The following is a 17,049-nucleotide window of genomic DNA, read 5'->3' as shown; positions in this document are numbered from 1 at the left end:
TCATTACCTCCGTTATGAATATTACAGGGCTTTTTTAAGGAAGGCGGCTTTCCAGTCATCAGGCTGCATACCTTCCTGATACAGGGTGTCGAACAGTTTCAGGTTGTCTTCGCTCCCGCTCAGCATCTTGGTAAGTTTCCCGAGGCCCGATAAATCCATTTTCGCCATCGCCACAAAAGGCCGGGTTTCACCCGCGCGTAACGGCGTTTTCAGAACCACCATAGAGCGCTCACCCGGATCGAGGTTTCTGACGATGTCGTACACGCTTTCAGGCACTTTCATCTTTTCCACGTAATCCGCCCGGCTGGCCTTCGGGTTGGCGAGAAAAATCTGCGTGCTGCACTGTTCGATAATCGCCGGAGCAATAGGGTGTTTGACGATTTCGTCAGGCGACTGGGTGGCGGGGACGAAGATGCCGTTCAGCTTGCGGATCACCTTCAGCATATTGAGCGAGAAGCGTGAGAATTCGACATCGGCCAGCCATTTCCAGAACTCGTCCATAAACATCACCAGCCGGCGACCATCCAGCAGGCTGGTGACGCGGTAAAGCAGATAAAACGTGATGGGGCCGCGAATATCGTCATCATCGAGAAATTCCGTACCGTCGATACCCACGTTATCAACGTGGCTGATGTTGAAGGTGTCCTCCTCATTGTCGAATACCCAGCCGAACTCGCCGCCCTGCGCCCACTGTTTAAGGCGGATGCGCAGCCCGTTGATGCGGGCATCGGTGGTTGGCGGCTCCGGCAGCACTTCCAGCAGCCGGGTGATACCGAACTTGCGGTATTCCGGCGGGTAGTCGAGCATAATGGTATCTACGGCGGCACTGATCCGCTCCTCATCGCGCGGATCGAGCGGCTTGCCGTTGCGGCCGCACAGCATGCGCACCAGTCGTTTGATAAAGCTGATATTCCGCCGGGTTGGGGCAAGCGAAAACGGGTTAAACCCGGTGGGCGTGCCGGTACGGATACGGAAGTAGCGTCCGCCCATCTGGCGTGTTGCCATCTCCGCCGCCCGGTCCTTGTCGAAATACACCGTTGTGAACCGCTGGATTGTGGCTGAGGCGGAGAACGTCGCCGGATTGCGGTACTTCTGCATCAGTTGCTGCATGACGGTCATCAGCATCGTTTTCCCGGAGCCGGTTTTACCGATAATCGCTGTATTACCCGGCGTTTTTTCGTTGAAGTCATCCCGCCCGCTCTGGCTGTCGTGCAGGTTCAGGTAATACCCGCCACCACCCGGTGATTTGAGGATGGCGATGGCATCGCCCCAGGGATTGTCGCTCTGCTTGTGGGGATGAAAATTGTGCAGGCTCGCCAGGTCGGCAAAGTTCTGGCTGCTGACGGCCACCAGACGGGGGCGCAACGTATACACCCCCGGCAGTTGCGCCATGTACGCGGCGGGCAGCGACAGCGTGGACAGCGTCGTCATTATGCCGAGGTCGGCGAAGGGCTGCGCCAGCGCGTTGGTATCCTTGACCACCTGGTCGGCGCTGTCTGAGGATACCAGCAGGGAGAAGTGGTATTTTCCGCAGGACACATGCCCGGACTGGAGCAAGTCACGCAACACAATCAGCTCTTCGCGCTGCGAAATGGCGTCGTCATCCGCCGAATTCAGGCGCTTTTCCGCCAGACGGATATGCTTCTGCGCCTCATCGCGGGCCATGCAGGTGAAGGACTGCGTCAGCACATACTCGCTTTCGGCATACAGCAGCGCGTCCAGCAGGCCGGTCGCGGTTTCAGGCGAGTAGTCCTTGATTTCCAGACTGCGGAAGAAACGGGAGCCGCGGACGGTCTGGCACTCGGCGGTATTTGTGGTAAAAAACACATCTGCCGTGCTGAGCGTGTCGTAAAACGGCGAACGCGTGACCGCCACCTTCTGCCACTGGCCGGTGAGCAGGCGGTGATAAAAGGACAGCTGGGCGGAATACACCCGCCCGTTGTCTTCATACATCCCCAGTGGCGTGGCCGTATAGCGGGACAGCGCCGAAGCCAGTGCCTCCCGGTGTTCGAGCATCATTTTCAGAGCATCATCCAGCGCCGCTTTGCGTTTACCGGACGGCTGCGCCTTCATGGCCTTTTTCTCAAGCGGAGAGAAGGGCGCATAGCATACGGTGAAAAACAGCCGGTGCCGCCAGAACGGTTTTTCGCTGATCGGCTGGTAATACAGCCGGGTCACTTCATCAGAAAAGGGAATGCCTGAATTCGCGTCAAAGACATCGTGGTACTTTTCCCGGATACGGTGAAGATAGAAGGTAACCGGCAGGCCTTCATACGCACGAATCACGTTATTGAGATGCGTCGCCATTAACGTCAGGTGATGTTCATCCTCGCATTCAAAAACGGTGCCCTCCAGCTCCCAGCTGGCAACCAAATCCCCCTGGCGGTTTCTGATGACGTGCGGGTGAATATGGGAGGAATACGGAATGTATTTATCCAGCGTAACGTGCTCGTTTAACTTCATTTTTTCAATAAACTCCGAGACGGCGACGGCGTCATAGCGGTTTGCCAGCAGGGCATTGGCACCAAAATGTTTATTGGTGCCAAAACGGCCACGGGTTTTAAAGGCCAGCCAGAGCAGGCCGAAATAGTGAATATCGGTTCTGGCCTTTGCCTTCATCTCCAGCCAGGCGGGAATAAGCAGTAATATCAGGTAATAGCTGACATAGACCGCCAGCAGGACGATGGCCCCGCTGACAATCACGAACGGCACGAGGGGAATGCCGGCTATGGCGGCAGGTCGCGTCAGCGCTTTGTTCAGCGTAGCCATCGTTACCTCCCTTATGACGCCCAGTAGGCACCGAAACCTGACGCACCGACGATAAGGATGGCGCCAATGATGACGTTGCGCATGTCATGCAGGCTCTTGCCGTCAAATAAGACTTTGTATCCCACCCACATGGTGGCCAGCGTGATGGTGACGGCGGCCAGTCCGAGCAGGCCGGTAGAGGTGTTGCTCAGCGTCTCATTGGCTTTATTAAATCCGCTGTCTGCTGCCAGCACCGGGCTTGCCATTAACAAGGAAGAGAGGACGGGCCAGTCATACTGTTTTCGTTTCATCATTGTTCTTCCTGGGGGCCGAGAATGGGTAACGCGCCGCGGATCACGGCATTGGGGTAGCGCAGGGATGTCAGAACTGGCGTGGCGTTATCGGTAAGCTCGCCACGCATGACGGCGGTGGGGTAATGGATTTCCGGCACGAGCTTTTCGGCGGGAGGTCGCTGCCGGTCTTCCCGCGTTGACGGCACGGTGTAGCCGATGCGCTGGATGTAGCTGGTGTGGTTAAACGCAGATTCCGCTTGCTGACCGGTCGTGAAATTTCCTGAGTAGTAGCAGCTGAGCGCACGCTTGAGGGAACCACCGCGGCGGTAGCAGTCGGTGAGGATGTGCTCAAAGACGGACAGGTTGGTACAGGGGTCAAGAAGGTCGCGGGCGCTCACGCCGTAATGACGGAAATTGGTGCTGGTGATTTGCATCAACCCGACCGAATAGCGTCGGCCCTGTGCCGTCAGCTGTCTAGTGATGCTGACGGCCTCATCCTTGCTGGCGGGGAAATGTGAAGTCACGCCTTTGCCACCGGGCAGAATTTCAGCGATGGCATACGGATTCAAACCGGATTCGACCCGCGCCACATCAAGTGCCGTAGACGGGTGAATGCTGGGGGCGCACTGCATGGCCGCCGTCAGAAATACGGTGGTGGAAAGCATGGTGGCCTCGGAACGGTAAACTGGGCAACGCGTACCGCCATCAGACGGCACAGGGCCGGGAAAAGGGGGAAGGGCGGTTAAACGGGCTGAGTATCCTGTGTCGCGTCGCCGTCATCCCTGGGCTCAAGGAGCACTAACTTGCCGGAAACGGCAATGCCGGGTGTCAAAACCACGTTCAGGCCGGGTTTATCGTTATGGGCAAAAGCCACGCCGACTTTCGTCCACCAGGTGTTTTTTTCACCCTGTGGGTCGGGCTGACTTTCGTGGGTGACAAATACGTGATAAATGGGTTTTCGCATGAGGCCTCCTCTAATAAAAACAACGATGAGTTAAATAAATGTCACATCCCAATTCTGCATTCCGGTTTTAACGGGCCAGAGAGAACATTCAGCGGCACCCTGAATTGTGGTTTCGTGACAGCCCGAGCCTTATTTTTAAAGAGCAATATCCATTCCGGAAGAATTAACGCCCATCAGATCAGTCATTAAGTAACAGCGCATTCAGAGTGCAATATTAAAAAACCCTTCGATATAAAAAATCAAAAAAAGAAGAAAGAGAGTTAATAAAATTTAAAATGGATTTTCCTGGCGGATTATTCTTTCTGTTACTGGGGGTAATAAAATAAATTAACGGATGGTTGACAGATAGTGGAATATAAAAACGCACGGGGAAGAGGAATTCCCCGCGCATAACTGGCATGATGATTAGCGCCTACGACGTTCAAGGATGGACTGGCATACCGTGCATGTCGTCACCCCCGGAAGTGTCTGCCGCCGTTTTTCTGGAATAGGCTTCCCGCAGAATTGACAGTGAAATAATGAAGGCGTTACAGCGGGTTTGAAACGGCTCTGTTCAATCATATCTTCCAGCCGCTGTTCATTAAACTCCTGGTCGCGGTCGATCTCATCCGGCATGAGACGTCTCCCTGTCAGACGCTTCACGTTCGAAAAGCTTGATACGGTTCCAGACTACAGTGAGCGAGGGGTTATCGGGCTGGGCGGACAATTTCTCAGTGACCTGTATCATCGCCCCTAGTGCCTCGGCTGATTCTAGATTAGCCACCCGGCATTTTTGCCATTGTCGCCAGATTCGGGCATCGGTTTCCTCATCCGGGATGGGTGTCCTGCCATAAGGGATGGCGATATCCAGCAACCGGCGACGCAGGCTAACCTCATTGGATGTGAGACCAAAATAGTGATTTAGCAGTGCAATCGACCCACCCAGCCGGATGGCATGGTTGATACGCTGTTGCTGCATAATCTCCTTACGGGACTTTGCCAGAAGCAGGCGTAATGCGTCGTGATGAACCGTCACAGTCAAAAATGGCGCAGACTCACGACTAATGATAAACAGCTCGTCTAGTGATAATTGGTTGAGGGCATTCATTTCGTCGAAAGTGAATCCGAAGGATTCACAGTAACGAATATTGCCTTCTTTCAGTGCATGCAATGCATCGGTCAGGATGGCGTAATTAATTGATGGGATCATCCTGTTATCTCCTCACGCTGTATTTAGGGAAAAATTAAGTGGATAAAATCCAAACGAATATCATCAACTGACTTCGCGCCCGGCTAATTTCAGGTTGATCCACCCATCAATTTCTGATTCCAGCCACGCCACACTGGCAGGGCCGATTTTAATGGAACGAGGAAAATCGCCATTTTTCATATACAGGTAAATCTGAGAGCGTTTGAGCCCCGTTTTTTCTTCGACCTGTTTAAGTCGCAATAAGTGATGTGTTGTCATCGTTATCTCCTGTTGTGAATTAACCGGGGGCATGCCTGGAGAAGACAAAAAAACACAGTAGAAAACGCAGGGAAAGTCGATGAAGCAGTATTACGTATGGGAAGATCCTTAATACGGTTTTATAGTGAAACAAATAAATACGCTATTAGCTGGATAAGGATGCGGAAGAAGGAGATCTGCGCTTCAGTGCAGTTTTCAGTGTGTCGCTGCTCAAACGTTCAGTAATGCCATCATCAGGAGCTCATTGCTCAAAAATGGACAGGATCTCATAAGGCTGCCGGATTAAAGTTATGGTAAATACCATAATTGTTATCGGTACTGTACCGATTGGCTGACGATCACAGTCCAGAATGTTGCACAAAGGCAGCAATGGCTCAGTGTGGTAATGAGGAGAATAAAACTATGTCGTTAAATCCATCCGTTGCGCTTATTGGTCCGGGTGTTATTGGTACCACCATAGCAGCAGTGCTCCATAAAGCATGGTCGTAGAGCTGCTCTGTGCGCTTGAACCGCATATCCTCAACCACATCTTCGCCACAATGATGGACTGATTGTGGCCCCCGGCCTGATACAGACCGATCCGGCAGATATAACATTGTCCTTTGATCTGATTTTTGTTGTCGTCAAGGCGACTCAGACTGAGGCAATAGCGCCCTGGCTGGAGGTTTCATATGGTAAATATTCGGTGGTATGCGCCCTGTAATATGGTGTCGAACAGCAAAGTCATCTGACACATTACGTTGGAAGTGCTGAGGCGCTGCCTTCTGTAGTGTGGTTCCCCGAACAAAGGGAGATGGATGCGTCGGTGTGGCTGCGTGCGACCCCGTGACTCACTCTTTTGGATTCTCCTCAGGCGAATTTAGTGCTCAATGCGCTAAGTGGTACGCGTTGTAGCTTAGAACTGGTGGCTGATTTCATCTCCGTCCCCTGACGCAAGCTGCTCTAGTATGCGATTACGGGCCTGATGCTGCTGGCTAATAGACGTGCTGGAATGTACTCGCGCTCTGATAATACGGGCCTTGCCCACCTTTACTCCTGGCGCTCAACACTATGGTTTATCGAATAACCTGATGCTGCAACATATCAATTTAGTGTGAGCTTATTTTCCGTTCGGCAAAATAGTGCGCGGGCGTACTGCCCATTGTTTTTTTGAACATGGTGATAAACGCATTAACCGATTCATACCCAAGATTTGCCGCCACATTCTGTACCGACACGCCGCTAGCCAGTTCCCGAAGAGCGATTATCAATTGAAGTTGCTGACGCCAGCGTCCGAACGTCAACCCGGTTTCGCGCAGCATCATACGCGCGAGAGAACGCTCGCTGAGTGCCAGCCTTTTTGCCCACACTTTGAACGTGCTTCGATCGTCAGGGTGACTGACCAGCGCATCGACCATGGCGCGGATTTTAGGATGCGATGACACCGGGAGGCTCAGTTTCTGCTGAGGCATGGTGGCTAATTCATCAAGTGTCACTCTGGTCAGTCTGGCGAGATGGCTTTCCGGTGGGTATTCGACGCCCTCGCGGGTTAAACGAGCAACGAGTTCTTTGATCAGCCCGGAAATTGCCAGAGTGCAGCATCGTTCAGGCAGCGCGGCGGCTCCAGGCTCGATAAATAGATAGTTGAGATGCGCATTCCAGGTAGCTTTGGCGCTGTGCGGCACTCCCCCCGGGATCCAGACGGCGCAATCGGGCGGCACGATCCAGATGTCATTTTCGGCACGGCAAATTACCGCCCCATAGAGGGCAATAATCAATTGCCCTTTGCGGTGCGCATGCACTGGCACTTCTGCGGCGTAATCAACGAAATCCAGATGACGCGCGACTGCAGGGCAGGGTGTGGAGTCCGGATCAAACAGCGTATTGGCGAGTGGGGGTAGCATAGGATTGGCAACATTTAGGTATTTTTTGACAGAATAGAGTATTTAATAGGATATGCAACCCGGTAATAATTCCCGGCATGAGAAAAATCAATGCTATTCACTTTCATTTTTTACACACGATATGCCATCGTCTTCGCGGTACGGCTTCTCCTGCGCTGTTGAATGATGCCAGCGCTCTGCTCTACTCTACGAAGAGTTTTGCCGCAGCGATGCTCGCATACTACATTGCCTTGTCAATTGGCCTTGAACGGCCTTCCTGGGCAATTATCACCGTGTATATTGTTTCGCAAACCTCCGTCGGAGCGTCGCTGAGCAGAAGTTTGTATCGTCTGGCGGGAACGGTAGTTGGTGCGGGTATGACTGTAATAATTGTACCCGCGTTTGAGAATACGCCCGTATTTTGCAGCGTGATACTGACGGGCTGGATCACCTTCTGCCTTTATTTGTCCCTGCTGGAACGCACGCCCCGCGCCTATGGCTTTGTTCTAGCTGGTTATACCGCGAGCCTGATTGGCTTCCCTGCGGTATCCGATCCTGGCGCGATTTTTAACATCGCTATAGTTCGGGTACAGGAAATCATGATTGGTATTTTCTGTGCGGCGCTTATTCATCGCTATGCATTGCCCTCGCGCATCTCCGGCCAGTTCAACAGTAAATTATCGCAGACGCTGCACGCGGCGCGACAGCGGGTCGCAGACACTTTAGCAGGCAAGCCCGATGCTGTTTCCGGGCCACTGCATATGGCGCTGGCGTTGCAGTTCCTACAGGGCATCAGCCATCATATCCCATATGACTTTGCGCTCTCTGTACCGATCCAACAAGCCAGAAAAGGGATCCACGACCGGCTAGCGCGATTAGTCATCATCAACTGTGAATTACGCGATCGCCTGTCGTTGATGGCGGGGATGTCTGCCGATGTGCAAACCCTGCTGAGTGATATCCAGGCCTGGCTTGTGTGTAAAGATGAAGGAAAATGTAAAAGCGCGGCTGAAGCGCTCAAAAAACGCAGTGAACAACTGCTGCACTGGCATGCGGAGCAAGTGCTGACGTTTGAAGATGCTTTGCGCGTAAGTTTTGCGCGCTATCTGACAGAGGCTATTGTCCTTATCCAGCAGTGCGAGCGCCTTTCTGAGGCCATACATCACACGAAGATCGCGCCGATGCACGCGGAAAAGAATACGGTGAAAGGGTATGTATTCCACCAGGATTTCCTTACTGCAGCCCGCATGGCGTTAGGCGCTTTCGTCATCATCCTGAGCGGCTGCCTTGTCTGGATTTTCTCGGCCTGGCCTGATGGCGGCACGGCGGTTTCGATCCTGGGAGTCTGTTGTACATTGTTTGGCAGTTTCGACACACCCACCCCGCATATTGTGAAATACATTATCGGCTCCGTATGGGGGGTTGTTATTAGCTTGATTTACAGTTTCGCCTTGCTACCACAAGTAAGTGATTTCATCGTGCTGACTGCGGTTTTTGCTCCAGTATATCTGTTTGCCGGATCGCTCCAGGCTAGGCCGCCCACCACTTTTATGGCCATGGGGATCACCCTGACACTTCCTATTTTGTGCGAACTTGGTGCGCACTACAGCGGAGATTTTTCCGTGGCACTTAACACCGCCATTGCACTATTTTCCGCAACCGGCTTTGCGGTGATCGGTATGAGCCTTCTACAAACCGTTCAGGCAGATGCGGCGATAAAACGCCTGCTTAAACTTTGCCAGCGCGATATTAACCGCAGCGTGAAAGGCATGCTGAATATCGACGAAACCCGCTGGACCAACCTGATGATCGATCGGGCAGCGTTGTTACTGCCGCGTTTGCAGCGCAGCGGACAGTCACCGGAACGGGCACTGAATCATCTGTTGCACGCCCTACGTATAGGCTTGTGTGTAATGCATTTACGCCGATGTGATGCGCATGTTAACAATGAAATAACAGAAGTCCTGACGCTCCTTACCCGTTCGACAGATATTGACACCTTACCTCAGCGGATCGCCACCCTGACCGAGCGCAGCTTGCCCGCTGCAGACGAACTATCGCGACAGTATGTCGACCGACTGGTTGATCTGTACTGCGCATTACGTGATCAGAAAATGGACCCTGCCGATGATCAATGATTTCAATATTGGGGGCGTTTTTGTACCCGGCCTGCTGGTGATTGCCCTCGTCGCTCTGGCCTGCACGCTGTTACTCGTACCGCTTTTCTCGTTCAGCAGGGGTTACCGCCGCTTGCCGTTTCGCCCGCTGCTCGATTTCTCCATCTGTATTATTACTTTTTACCTGCTGCTGCAGGGCTTGACCAAACTGGGGTTATTTGCATGAAATCGTTACTTTCTCTACTGGGCCGCTACGCGCTGACGCTAAGCGCGGTGGCGGTGGCTACACTTTTGGCTTTTATTCTCTGGAAACATTATGCGCAGATGCCCTGGACCCGCGATGGCCGGGTTCGTGCGGAGGTGGTACAGATTGCGCCGGATGTCTCCGGGCCGGTGCTGGACGTGGCTGTCCGCGATAATCAGTGGGTTAATCGTGGCGATGTGCTCTATTCCATCGATCCGCACTGGCTGAAGCTGGCAGTGGTCAGCGCACAAGCAGATGTTGAGGCGAAACGTCATGAGATGCTGATGCGCCAGGATGCGGCCAGGCGACGCTCTCAGATCAAAGGGGTGATTTCCAGCGAGGATTTACAGCAAACAGCCAGCACAGCCAGCGTCGCTGCGGCCAATTATCATGGTGCACTGGCTGCACTGGACCTTGCAGAGCTTAATTTGTGTCATGCCACTGTTCGGTCTCCGGTTGCGGGCTATGTCACGCATTTGCGGCTTCGCCCTGGAGACCATGCCACGGCGGGAGAAACTAAAGTTGCCATCATTGATGCCCATAGTTTTTGGGTGGTTGGCTATTTTGAAGAGACCAAGTTGGTCCATATTCGCGCGGGAAATACTGCACACATTTCTCTGATGGGATTTGAGCCGATGATCACGGGGCATGTTGAGAGTATCGGACGTGGAATAGGTGACAACAATGACGAGACGGGTGAGCTTGGCCTGCCTAATGTCGAGCCGACATTTAGCTGGGTGCGGCTCGCGCAGCGTATCCCGGTTCGGATTCATATAGACACGTTGCCGGAGGGAGTTGAATTGGTGGCTGGGCTGTCTGCCAGTATATCCATCACACCATAATAAAAAGTATGGTCTCTATTGAGGATTTCTACAGAACCGGAGAGTTGTCAACTCTTGAATCTATAAGCCAGATGAGAATCTACTTTCTGGTAGAGTAACTCTGAGATTATGGTTATGAAAAACAGAAAAGAATTTATAATAGACTTAATTATTTGGATAAATAATAATATTGACATGCCACTAAAAATTGATGATGTGGCTATCAAATCTGGATATTCAAAATGGCATTTGCAGAGGTTGTTTTTTTAGAAACTGGTCAGAGCCTTGGGGAATTTATCAGAGAGAGAAAATTAAACCTTATCGCAGAAACAGTTATCACAACAAACGAATCATTGATTAACATAGCGATACGATTTGGCTTTGACTCTCAACAATCATTAACCAGAGCATTCCGCAAAAGACACAATCTCCCGCCACACAAGTATAGGAAAATTGCTATCAGTATTCAAAATAGCTCTCCTTGGGGATAAAATAACTACCAGCATCATTAGGTTCATTTTTTTGGAAATATTCAAGGGTCGTCTTAAATTACGTGCAGGTCCCTCCTGGTAATTCTAGTCGTCGTGCCTCTGGAGTAAACTTGCCGAAGAAAAAATTGAAGGCATTCATCTCATCGCAAGTGAATCCTAGGGGGTCGCAGTGATGAATATTATCATCTTTCAGGGCTCGTAAGGCGTCGGATAATACAGTGCAATCCATTAATACGATCATGATTCTGGCTCTTATCTGGATATATTTAGTGGTTGGCTAATTTGATTTTGATCCATTCGTTAATTTAAGAACCGAGCCAGGCTACATTGGCAGGTCAAATTTTTATTGAATAGGGGAAGACATCTTCTTCCATGTACATGGGTATTTTCGAGCGTTTCAGACCGGGTTATACTTCTACTTGTTTCAGACTTAATAATTGATGAGAAGCTATAGTTGTCTCCAGTACGGAAATAGCATATGCCCGGAGATGACAAAGAGACACAAAGGAGTGAGGGAAAGAAAGTAATCAAGCCCGTATTACTGTTTTTTGAGCCCATAATACGGACATTCTGATTCAGTGAATTTCACTCATATCAATCTGATTCTGATGTGGGAGAGCCGCGCTCAAGCGCAGTTTTTAGCGTATCACCACTGAGCCTGTCGGTAATACCTTCATCAGATGCCCATTTCTCGAAAATGGACAGTAACTTGTACGGTTTTTTTATTAACGGGCTGATAGCTTCATTATTTTTACAGGCTAGCCAGAAAAAACGAGATAGTGGTGTTGATATTCGTGTTGAAGATAATGGGTTCATTTTGTTCTTAATCTCGATGTTAATTAATTTATCAAGTTCAGCATGTCGAATGACAAAGCATGCATCCCGGGGTAGAACATGAGCGGGGAAATACTCTTTTTCCAAGTAACCATTTATCCTCTGAGAGAATATTTTCTCGTGTACATCTTGTGCGATATTTGTAGGTAGTTGCATAATCTTTTGTTTAATTCTTTGTTTCCATGTTACCCTATCAAATAGTTGATATGTTTCCTCATGGACACTGACTGTTATGCCATAATTAAACTCAATGGATCCTGTTACAGGTAAGGGGATTTTAAGAGAGTAGGAAAGTAACCTCTGTATTAAAACATGTTCATATCCAATTAATGAAGTTTCAAGGATTCTCTGCGTGGGTATGATATATGTACCGTTAGTACTAATAATAAAATCATGCCCGTTAAGAAAGGTTTTTTTATCAAGAAAACATAAACGATTAATTAATGACGGTTCTGATTTTCTAAGCTTTACTTTATAGTCTGATCTTTGAATTTTTCGTAATATTATTGGCGACTGAAAGTAAATGGAGAGACGAATACTACCATGTAACGCATGTTTGTAAATGTCACTTTTTTTTAATCCCCAGCCCTTTTTTATTTGTCATTTCAATTGCTTCACTTATAGTCAGCCAGTCAGGAGAACTATAGTTTGTACTTGATAATGGTTGTTTTTTTGACATGATAAATCTCCTCTTTTTTATTGGGTTTTTCAAAAATTTCATGAAATTGTTCAGTGAAATTTTTTCAGGGTGCGGTATCTATAACGTTGTGAGGTCTGGATTATATTGAAACGGGGCTGCTTAGCGCTTCAGGCCCCGTGTCCGGCCCATGTCTAGCTGTAGGTAAAAAGAACAAGAAAAAATACCAGACTAAATTAATCCAGTTCTCAAACATTATTTGAGTGGAATGGAAGAAATTACATAAGTCTGCCAGCTCCGCCAGATGTTTCAATTGTTTGTCCAGTAACAAACAAAGATCAGAAGCTATATGTCACTTTCAAGCTTCCAGTGGGCGATGTTTTTCGTTGAACGATTGAGCTATTGCGTGCGTCACCAGTCAACTGCGTAAAACCTGCTTCGGCATCTACGCTCCAGTCTTGGTTGATCTTGTGCGTCCAGTCCATATTCAGTGAATAGGCATAAATTCCAGACCCGGCATCATATCGAGTAAACCCCGATGCGGCCGACTGTGATGCACTTACCCCGTAGTAAGTCTGCATATATTCACTGGTCCCCCAACTGCTGGTCAGCGCCAGCTTCACAGCATTTTTCGATGACGTATAGAGCGGGCTGACAATGCCGAAATGCAGGGCCTCACCATTGCTTCGCTGAGAAATCGGTACCTCAGCCTGCAATTGCAAATTAAGCCAATCGGTCACCTCGTATCCCAGGCCAATCACACCGATAGCCGAGCCTTTGACGTCACCCATACCTCGCAAGTAGTCGCTACCGTAGTTGATCGAGTCGCTGTCCACGTCACGATCCTTACGGCCTGCGCGATAGCTCAGCGCCCCGCTGTAATCCAGCTTGCCGATGCTGTTACCGTAACCGATACCACGCGTGGTGCTGACGAAGAAACCATTTACCATAGAGTAATCAATCACCAGGGCAGTCGTGACGCGGCTTTCATTCGAGCCTGAATAACGTGGCCCAACATCCACGCCACCCCCCAGGGTCAACTCGTTGCCCTGTTTCTGTTCTGCTGCCAGTATTGGGGTGGCCAGTAACGCCAGGAAAGCTCCCGACAACAGTCTTTTCAGGGTACGCCCCGAGAGTGAATGGAGGAACTTATGACGTAGTTCGATGTTTCTCATTAAAGAAGTCCTTGTGGATTAAACTGTTTACGATACAAGCGGTTTTAAACGCCAGAACGTTCAGTTTGAATGCTCACCCTGAAGTTCTCATGAGCCAAAAATGAAGAAATACTGAAGTAAGTATCGGTGCTGCAAATCTGATAGATTTCCTTATACCGTCTTTTTCTTCAGACGTTCTTCATTCACTGTTGATAAAATAACTATTGTGAAAATTCTCCTAATCGAAGACGACATCGATCTCGGCAATGGCGTACGTATTGCCCTTGCAGATCAAGGATTAGATGTCATATGGGTTCGCCGTAAAGTGGATGCGCTGCATCAACTCGATGTCTGCGTGCCAGAACTTGTATTGCTCGACCTCGGCCTGCCCGACGGTGATGGCATGAGCCTGATGGCGCGCCTGCGTCAGCAGCTCAAGGGGATCCCCGTCATCATCCTGACAGCGCGAGGCACTTTGCAAGATCGCCTGACTGGGCTGGATGCTGGTGCAGACGACTATCTCGTCAAACCTTTTGTTCTTGCCGAGTTGTTGGCCAGGGTGAGAGCACTTGCGCGGCGCAGTTACGGTTTTCAGAATGAGGTGATAGAAATTCGGGGATTATCTCTACATGTGCCGACTCGACGCGTGACAGTGAGTGCAGGCAATGTTGATTTGACGGCAAGTGAATACGCGCTGCTTGAAACTTTAATGCTGCGCACTGACCGCGTGCTTACACGAAGGTTTCTGGAAGAAAGGATATTCGGTGCAAAAGAAAACATGAGCAATCCTCTCGATGTGCATATGGGTAATTTGCGTCGCAAAATCGGCGAGGGCTATGTGCGAACGGTGAGGGGCGTAGGGTATGTCATTGATACCGTACCGATACGGAAGGGGGCAGGTTGATGCGCATTTTTTGGCGCCATCTGAGAACCCCAACGCTCGTACGGCGAATTATGATCGCCCAGATGCTATTGCTTACACTGCTTTGGTGTCTTTTCCTGACCTATATTTTGTGGGAGAACTTGCGTAGCCCCCCTATGCTATCAGGCAGCAATACTTACGAAACCATTCTGACATTGGTTGATCGTGTTGGTGATCGTCCGCAGGATCTAACCGATGTGCTGGAAAAGTTCAGCACGGCGTTGCGGGAAGGTTATGGCGGAGGTGAAGACCCAGAACTGTCAATCAGCCTAATCGTTCGGAAGAATAAAGAGATAATTTATTCATCTGATGGCGCTCCGGTAGGGGTGACAAACACTAGGTATGGGGCAATTCAGAGTATTCAGAGTAACGGTCGCACTTGGACTAGCCGTACTCTGAAGTCTGGAACCTCCGACACAGAGGTAACACTAGTCACCCCTGCAGGAGGCTGGAACTTCTTTATATACCTGAACTCGCGCGGATACTACATATTGCCGCTGCTGGTATGCATTCCTTTTCTTTTGTTTCCTGCGTGGCTGTCAATCCGCATTGCAATGCGCCCTTGGAACAAGGTGGCAAATGAAGTTTCCTTACGAACACCAGAAGATCTTTCTCCCTTAAAAGCAGTGCCAAAGCACATGGAGCTTCGCCAAATGGTGGACGCGATTAATGTATTTCTTGCCAGGGTGAGAGAAAGTACTGAAAGGGAACGGACTTTCATTGAAGATGCCGCTCACGAGTTGCGTACCCCTTTGGCTGCGATGCGAGTTAATGTTGAGGCTTTGCAGTCCTATGTGAGCAGCGTTAGTCAACAGGAGTTGCTTGAAGGGATTATTCGCAGCAATAGCCGTGCTGCTCGTCTCGTCAATCAGTTGCTGCTGCTGATGCACAGCGAAGCGCGCATTGACACTATTATAGAGTCTGTGCCGCTAACGACGCTCATACAAGAGCGAATGGCTGAGTTGGCACCGCTAGCTGCTGAGAGCAGGATTGAGCTTGAATTCTACTCTCATGATGAAATCTGGATTACAGGTGTCAGGGAACGGCTGATGTCGCTGATCGACAATTTAATTGAAAATGCCGTTAAGTACAGTCCTGAGAGCGGGCGGGTTGAGGTAGAGGTACGGTCATTAGATAAATCCACTCAACTGCGTATCTCAGATGCAGGGCCCGGCATCATGGTTGAATTGAGGGAGCGGGTGTTCGACAGATTTTTTCGTGATCCCAATCAGATGCAAAGCGGGAGTGGATTGGGGCTTGCAATAGTCAAAGCGGTTGCGCAGCAACACAACAGCAGTGTTTTCCTGGGTACGTCTGCAGAAGGTGGGCTCATGGTTATTGTTGACTTCCCAAAGCACAATTCCGTCTGAAAGAAAGCACAATTTTTGTCCCAACCCTGCGTAGGACATTTACCAGAATAATGGAGCATAAATTGAAATATTTGGCCCTGGCTACAATATTATTTTCTATATCACTCAGCGGATGCGCCATAACCGTAAGCGATTTAAAAAACAGCCAATCATCTTTAGACGGCAGTTTCATTAGCAAGACGGGGTCCTCCGATACTTATCGAACCCTAAGGCACATGGCAAGGCAGTGTCTGGAATATCAGTCATATTCAGGAAATCCGGTCATCGTATTAAGCGAGTTTGACAGTGAGCGCAAAGTAGGTGAGATCAATCAAAAGCTTCTTTCAGAGGGATTGTTTATCAACAACACGCTTATTGAGATAGAAAACCATGGTGGTGACAACGCTAAGATCAGTCTATACACAACTAAGAATATCTTGAGTACGGGCATCAGGTCGCCAACTATAAGTGATATCAAGCGATGGACTGATGGCGATAGAACTTGCTAGCACTATACTCTCGTATAACACAGCAATACCGCGAAGCATCCCGGCCTGAAAATTAGCAATTTCCCTGAAATTGAAGCCGAAAATAAGCAGGCCTTTAATCCATTCTCTGCATGGTCCTCATCGCAATATAATTATGCAAACATGATAAAGCATTCAATTAGGTTAATTATTCCGTAGATTTCCTAATTGTACTATTGTTCCAATAGCTGCAATCAGCTCTGCGGTAATAGCAAACATTCACATCGATACACTAAATGAAAGCATCATTCCACCTCCTGCCGCTCTGGTAGCAACTACGCTGCTTTCGATAACTGTTTATGGAAGCGTTTAAATGCTACATGGTTGCAGTCTCGCGAGAGACCGTGGAACGAATGAACAGCAGTTCCTCTGGCTAGGATCGCCTTTGCCAGTAACTGGCTAATAAATAGGCTAAACATAAATTCCCTTTCTGTCAAGACCACCAGAATGACCACCAATAGTTGTAGGTTACATATAGATAGTCTGAGCTGTCTTTGCTGAATGTTTTGATCGGGTGACGGCAATAATGAATATTCACATGTTTTAAATCGTAACATGCATCATACTTGGGCAGGTGTATCCTACGCGCACTCTATCAATCGGGGAGAACAGTGTGAAGGAAATGGGGCATCGACCATC

At 49.6% G+C, this 17,049-nt stretch carries 17 protein-coding genes and 1 pseudogene; 7 read left to right on the top strand and 11 right to left on the bottom strand.

The annotated features are described in order from the left end of the window. Positions 1 to 21: 21 nt before the first annotated feature. The 8 genes from V1956_RS16620 to V1956_RS16585 form a co-directional block, all read right to left on the bottom strand. Positions 22 to 2,769 (bottom strand): VirB3 family type IV secretion system protein, encoded by a 2,748-nt coding sequence (locus tag V1956_RS16620; RefSeq protein ID WP_442825353.1) that lies wholly within the window; start codon positions 2,767 to 2,769, stop codon positions 22 to 24. Positions 2,770 to 2,780: 11 nt separating this feature from the next. Beyond that, on the bottom strand, positions 2,781 to 3,059 hold the full coding sequence (locus V1956_RS16615; RefSeq protein ID WP_140474698.1) for a TrbC/VirB2 family protein: 279 nt from the start codon (positions 3,057 to 3,059) through the stop codon (positions 2,781 to 2,783). Then, complete coding sequence (locus tag V1956_RS16610; RefSeq protein WP_140474605.1) at positions 3,059 to 3,706, bottom strand: lytic transglycosylase domain-containing protein; 648 nt, start codon at positions 3,704 to 3,706, stop codon at positions 3,059 to 3,061. Before V1956_RS16610 ends, V1956_RS16615 begins: the two co-directional genes overlap by 1 nt. 77 nt (positions 3,707 to 3,783) lie before the next feature. Further along, positions 3,784 to 4,005, bottom strand: a complete 222-nt coding sequence (locus tag V1956_RS16605) for a hypothetical protein (RefSeq protein WP_140474606.1) — start codon at positions 4,003 to 4,005, stop codon at positions 3,784 to 3,786. Positions 4,006 to 4,410: 405 nt separating this feature from the next. Continuing rightward, a complete protein-coding gene (locus V1956_RS16600) occupies positions 4,411 to 4,620 on the bottom strand; it encodes a TraR/DksA family transcriptional regulator (RefSeq protein ID WP_140474607.1) in 210 nt (69 codons plus the stop codon). Next, entirely contained in the window at positions 4,610 to 5,194 is a 585-nt protein-coding gene (locus tag V1956_RS16595) for a DUF2857 domain-containing protein (RefSeq protein ID WP_140474608.1), read from the bottom strand. The genes V1956_RS16600 and V1956_RS16595 overlap by 11 nt, the downstream gene beginning before the upstream one ends. 63 nt (positions 5,195 to 5,257) lie before the next feature. Further along, entirely contained in the window at positions 5,258 to 5,452 is a 195-nt protein-coding gene (locus tag V1956_RS16590) for an AlpA family transcriptional regulator (protein ID WP_050089999.1), read from the bottom strand. 1,088 nt (positions 5,453 to 6,540) lie between these two features. After that, complete coding sequence (locus V1956_RS16585) at positions 6,541 to 7,335, bottom strand: AraC family transcriptional regulator (protein ID WP_140474609.1); 795 nt, start codon at positions 7,333 to 7,335, stop codon at positions 6,541 to 6,543. Positions 7,336 to 7,412: 77 nt separating this feature from the next. On the opposite strand from V1956_RS16585, the gene V1956_RS16580 reads away from it, so the two are divergent. From V1956_RS16580 to V1956_RS16565, 4 genes and pseudogenes are all read left to right on the top strand, one after another. Next, positions 7,413 to 9,452 carry an FUSC family protein gene (locus V1956_RS16580; protein ID WP_140474610.1) on the top strand — a complete coding sequence of 680 codons (2,040 nt, stop codon included), beginning with the start codon at positions 7,413 to 7,415 and terminating at the stop codon, positions 9,450 to 9,452. Further along, positions 9,442 to 9,657, top strand: coding sequence for a DUF1656 domain-containing protein (locus tag V1956_RS16575; protein WP_140474611.1), 216 nt, complete (start codon positions 9,442 to 9,444; stop codon positions 9,655 to 9,657). The genes V1956_RS16580 and V1956_RS16575 overlap by 11 nt, the downstream gene beginning before the upstream one ends. Continuing rightward, on the top strand, positions 9,654 to 10,517 hold the full coding sequence (locus V1956_RS16570) for an efflux RND transporter periplasmic adaptor subunit (protein ID WP_140474612.1): 864 nt from the start codon (positions 9,654 to 9,656) through the stop codon (positions 10,515 to 10,517). Before V1956_RS16575 ends, V1956_RS16570 begins: the two co-directional genes overlap by 4 nt. 114 nt (positions 10,518 to 10,631) lie before the next feature. Further along, positions 10,632 to 10,987 (top strand): annotated as a pseudogene (locus V1956_RS16565) (helix-turn-helix domain-containing protein). 594 nt (positions 10,988 to 11,581) lie between these two features. Here V1956_RS16565 and V1956_RS16560 read toward each other — a convergent pair. Both V1956_RS16560 and V1956_RS16555 read right to left on the bottom strand, forming a co-directional pair. Next, on the bottom strand, positions 11,582 to 11,908 hold the full coding sequence (locus V1956_RS16560) for a hypothetical protein (RefSeq protein ID WP_442825352.1): 327 nt from the start codon (positions 11,906 to 11,908) through the stop codon (positions 11,582 to 11,584). A gap of 888 nt (positions 11,909 to 12,796) precedes the next feature. Continuing rightward, positions 12,797 to 13,633 (bottom strand): MipA/OmpV family protein, encoded by an 837-nt coding sequence (locus V1956_RS16555; RefSeq protein WP_140474614.1) that lies wholly within the window; start codon positions 13,631 to 13,633, stop codon positions 12,797 to 12,799. A gap of 205 nt (positions 13,634 to 13,838) precedes the next feature. Between V1956_RS16555 and V1956_RS16550 the strand changes: the two genes are divergently transcribed. From V1956_RS16550 to V1956_RS16540, 3 genes are read left to right on the top strand one after another with little or no spacing between them, the layout of a single operon-like run. Beyond that, positions 13,839 to 14,516, top strand: a complete 678-nt coding sequence (locus V1956_RS16550) for a response regulator (RefSeq protein ID WP_140474615.1) — start codon at positions 13,839 to 13,841, stop codon at positions 14,514 to 14,516. Beyond that, a complete protein-coding gene (locus tag V1956_RS16545; RefSeq protein WP_442825351.1) occupies positions 14,516 to 15,904 on the top strand; it encodes a sensor histidine kinase in 1,389 nt (462 codons plus the stop codon). Before V1956_RS16550 ends, V1956_RS16545 begins: the two co-directional genes overlap by 1 nt. A gap of 50 nt (positions 15,905 to 15,954) precedes the next feature. After that, positions 15,955 to 16,392, top strand: a complete 438-nt coding sequence (locus V1956_RS16540) for a hypothetical protein (protein ID WP_140474617.1) — start codon at positions 15,955 to 15,957, stop codon at positions 16,390 to 16,392. 293 nt (positions 16,393 to 16,685) lie between these two features. On the opposite strand, the gene V1956_RS16535 is transcribed toward V1956_RS16540, so the two are convergent. After that, positions 16,686 to 16,913 (bottom strand): hypothetical protein, encoded by a 228-nt coding sequence (locus V1956_RS16535; protein ID WP_347237674.1) that lies wholly within the window; start codon positions 16,911 to 16,913, stop codon positions 16,686 to 16,688. Between the last annotated feature and the right edge of the window lie 136 nt (positions 16,914 to 17,049).

The sequence above is a fragment of the Yersinia sp. 2540 StPb PI genome (genome assembly GCF_052217165.1).
Lineage (GTDB): Bacteria > Pseudomonadota > Gammaproteobacteria > Enterobacterales > Enterobacteriaceae > Yersinia > Yersinia enterocolitica_E.
This window is presented reverse-complemented; position numbering and strand designations above follow the sequence as displayed.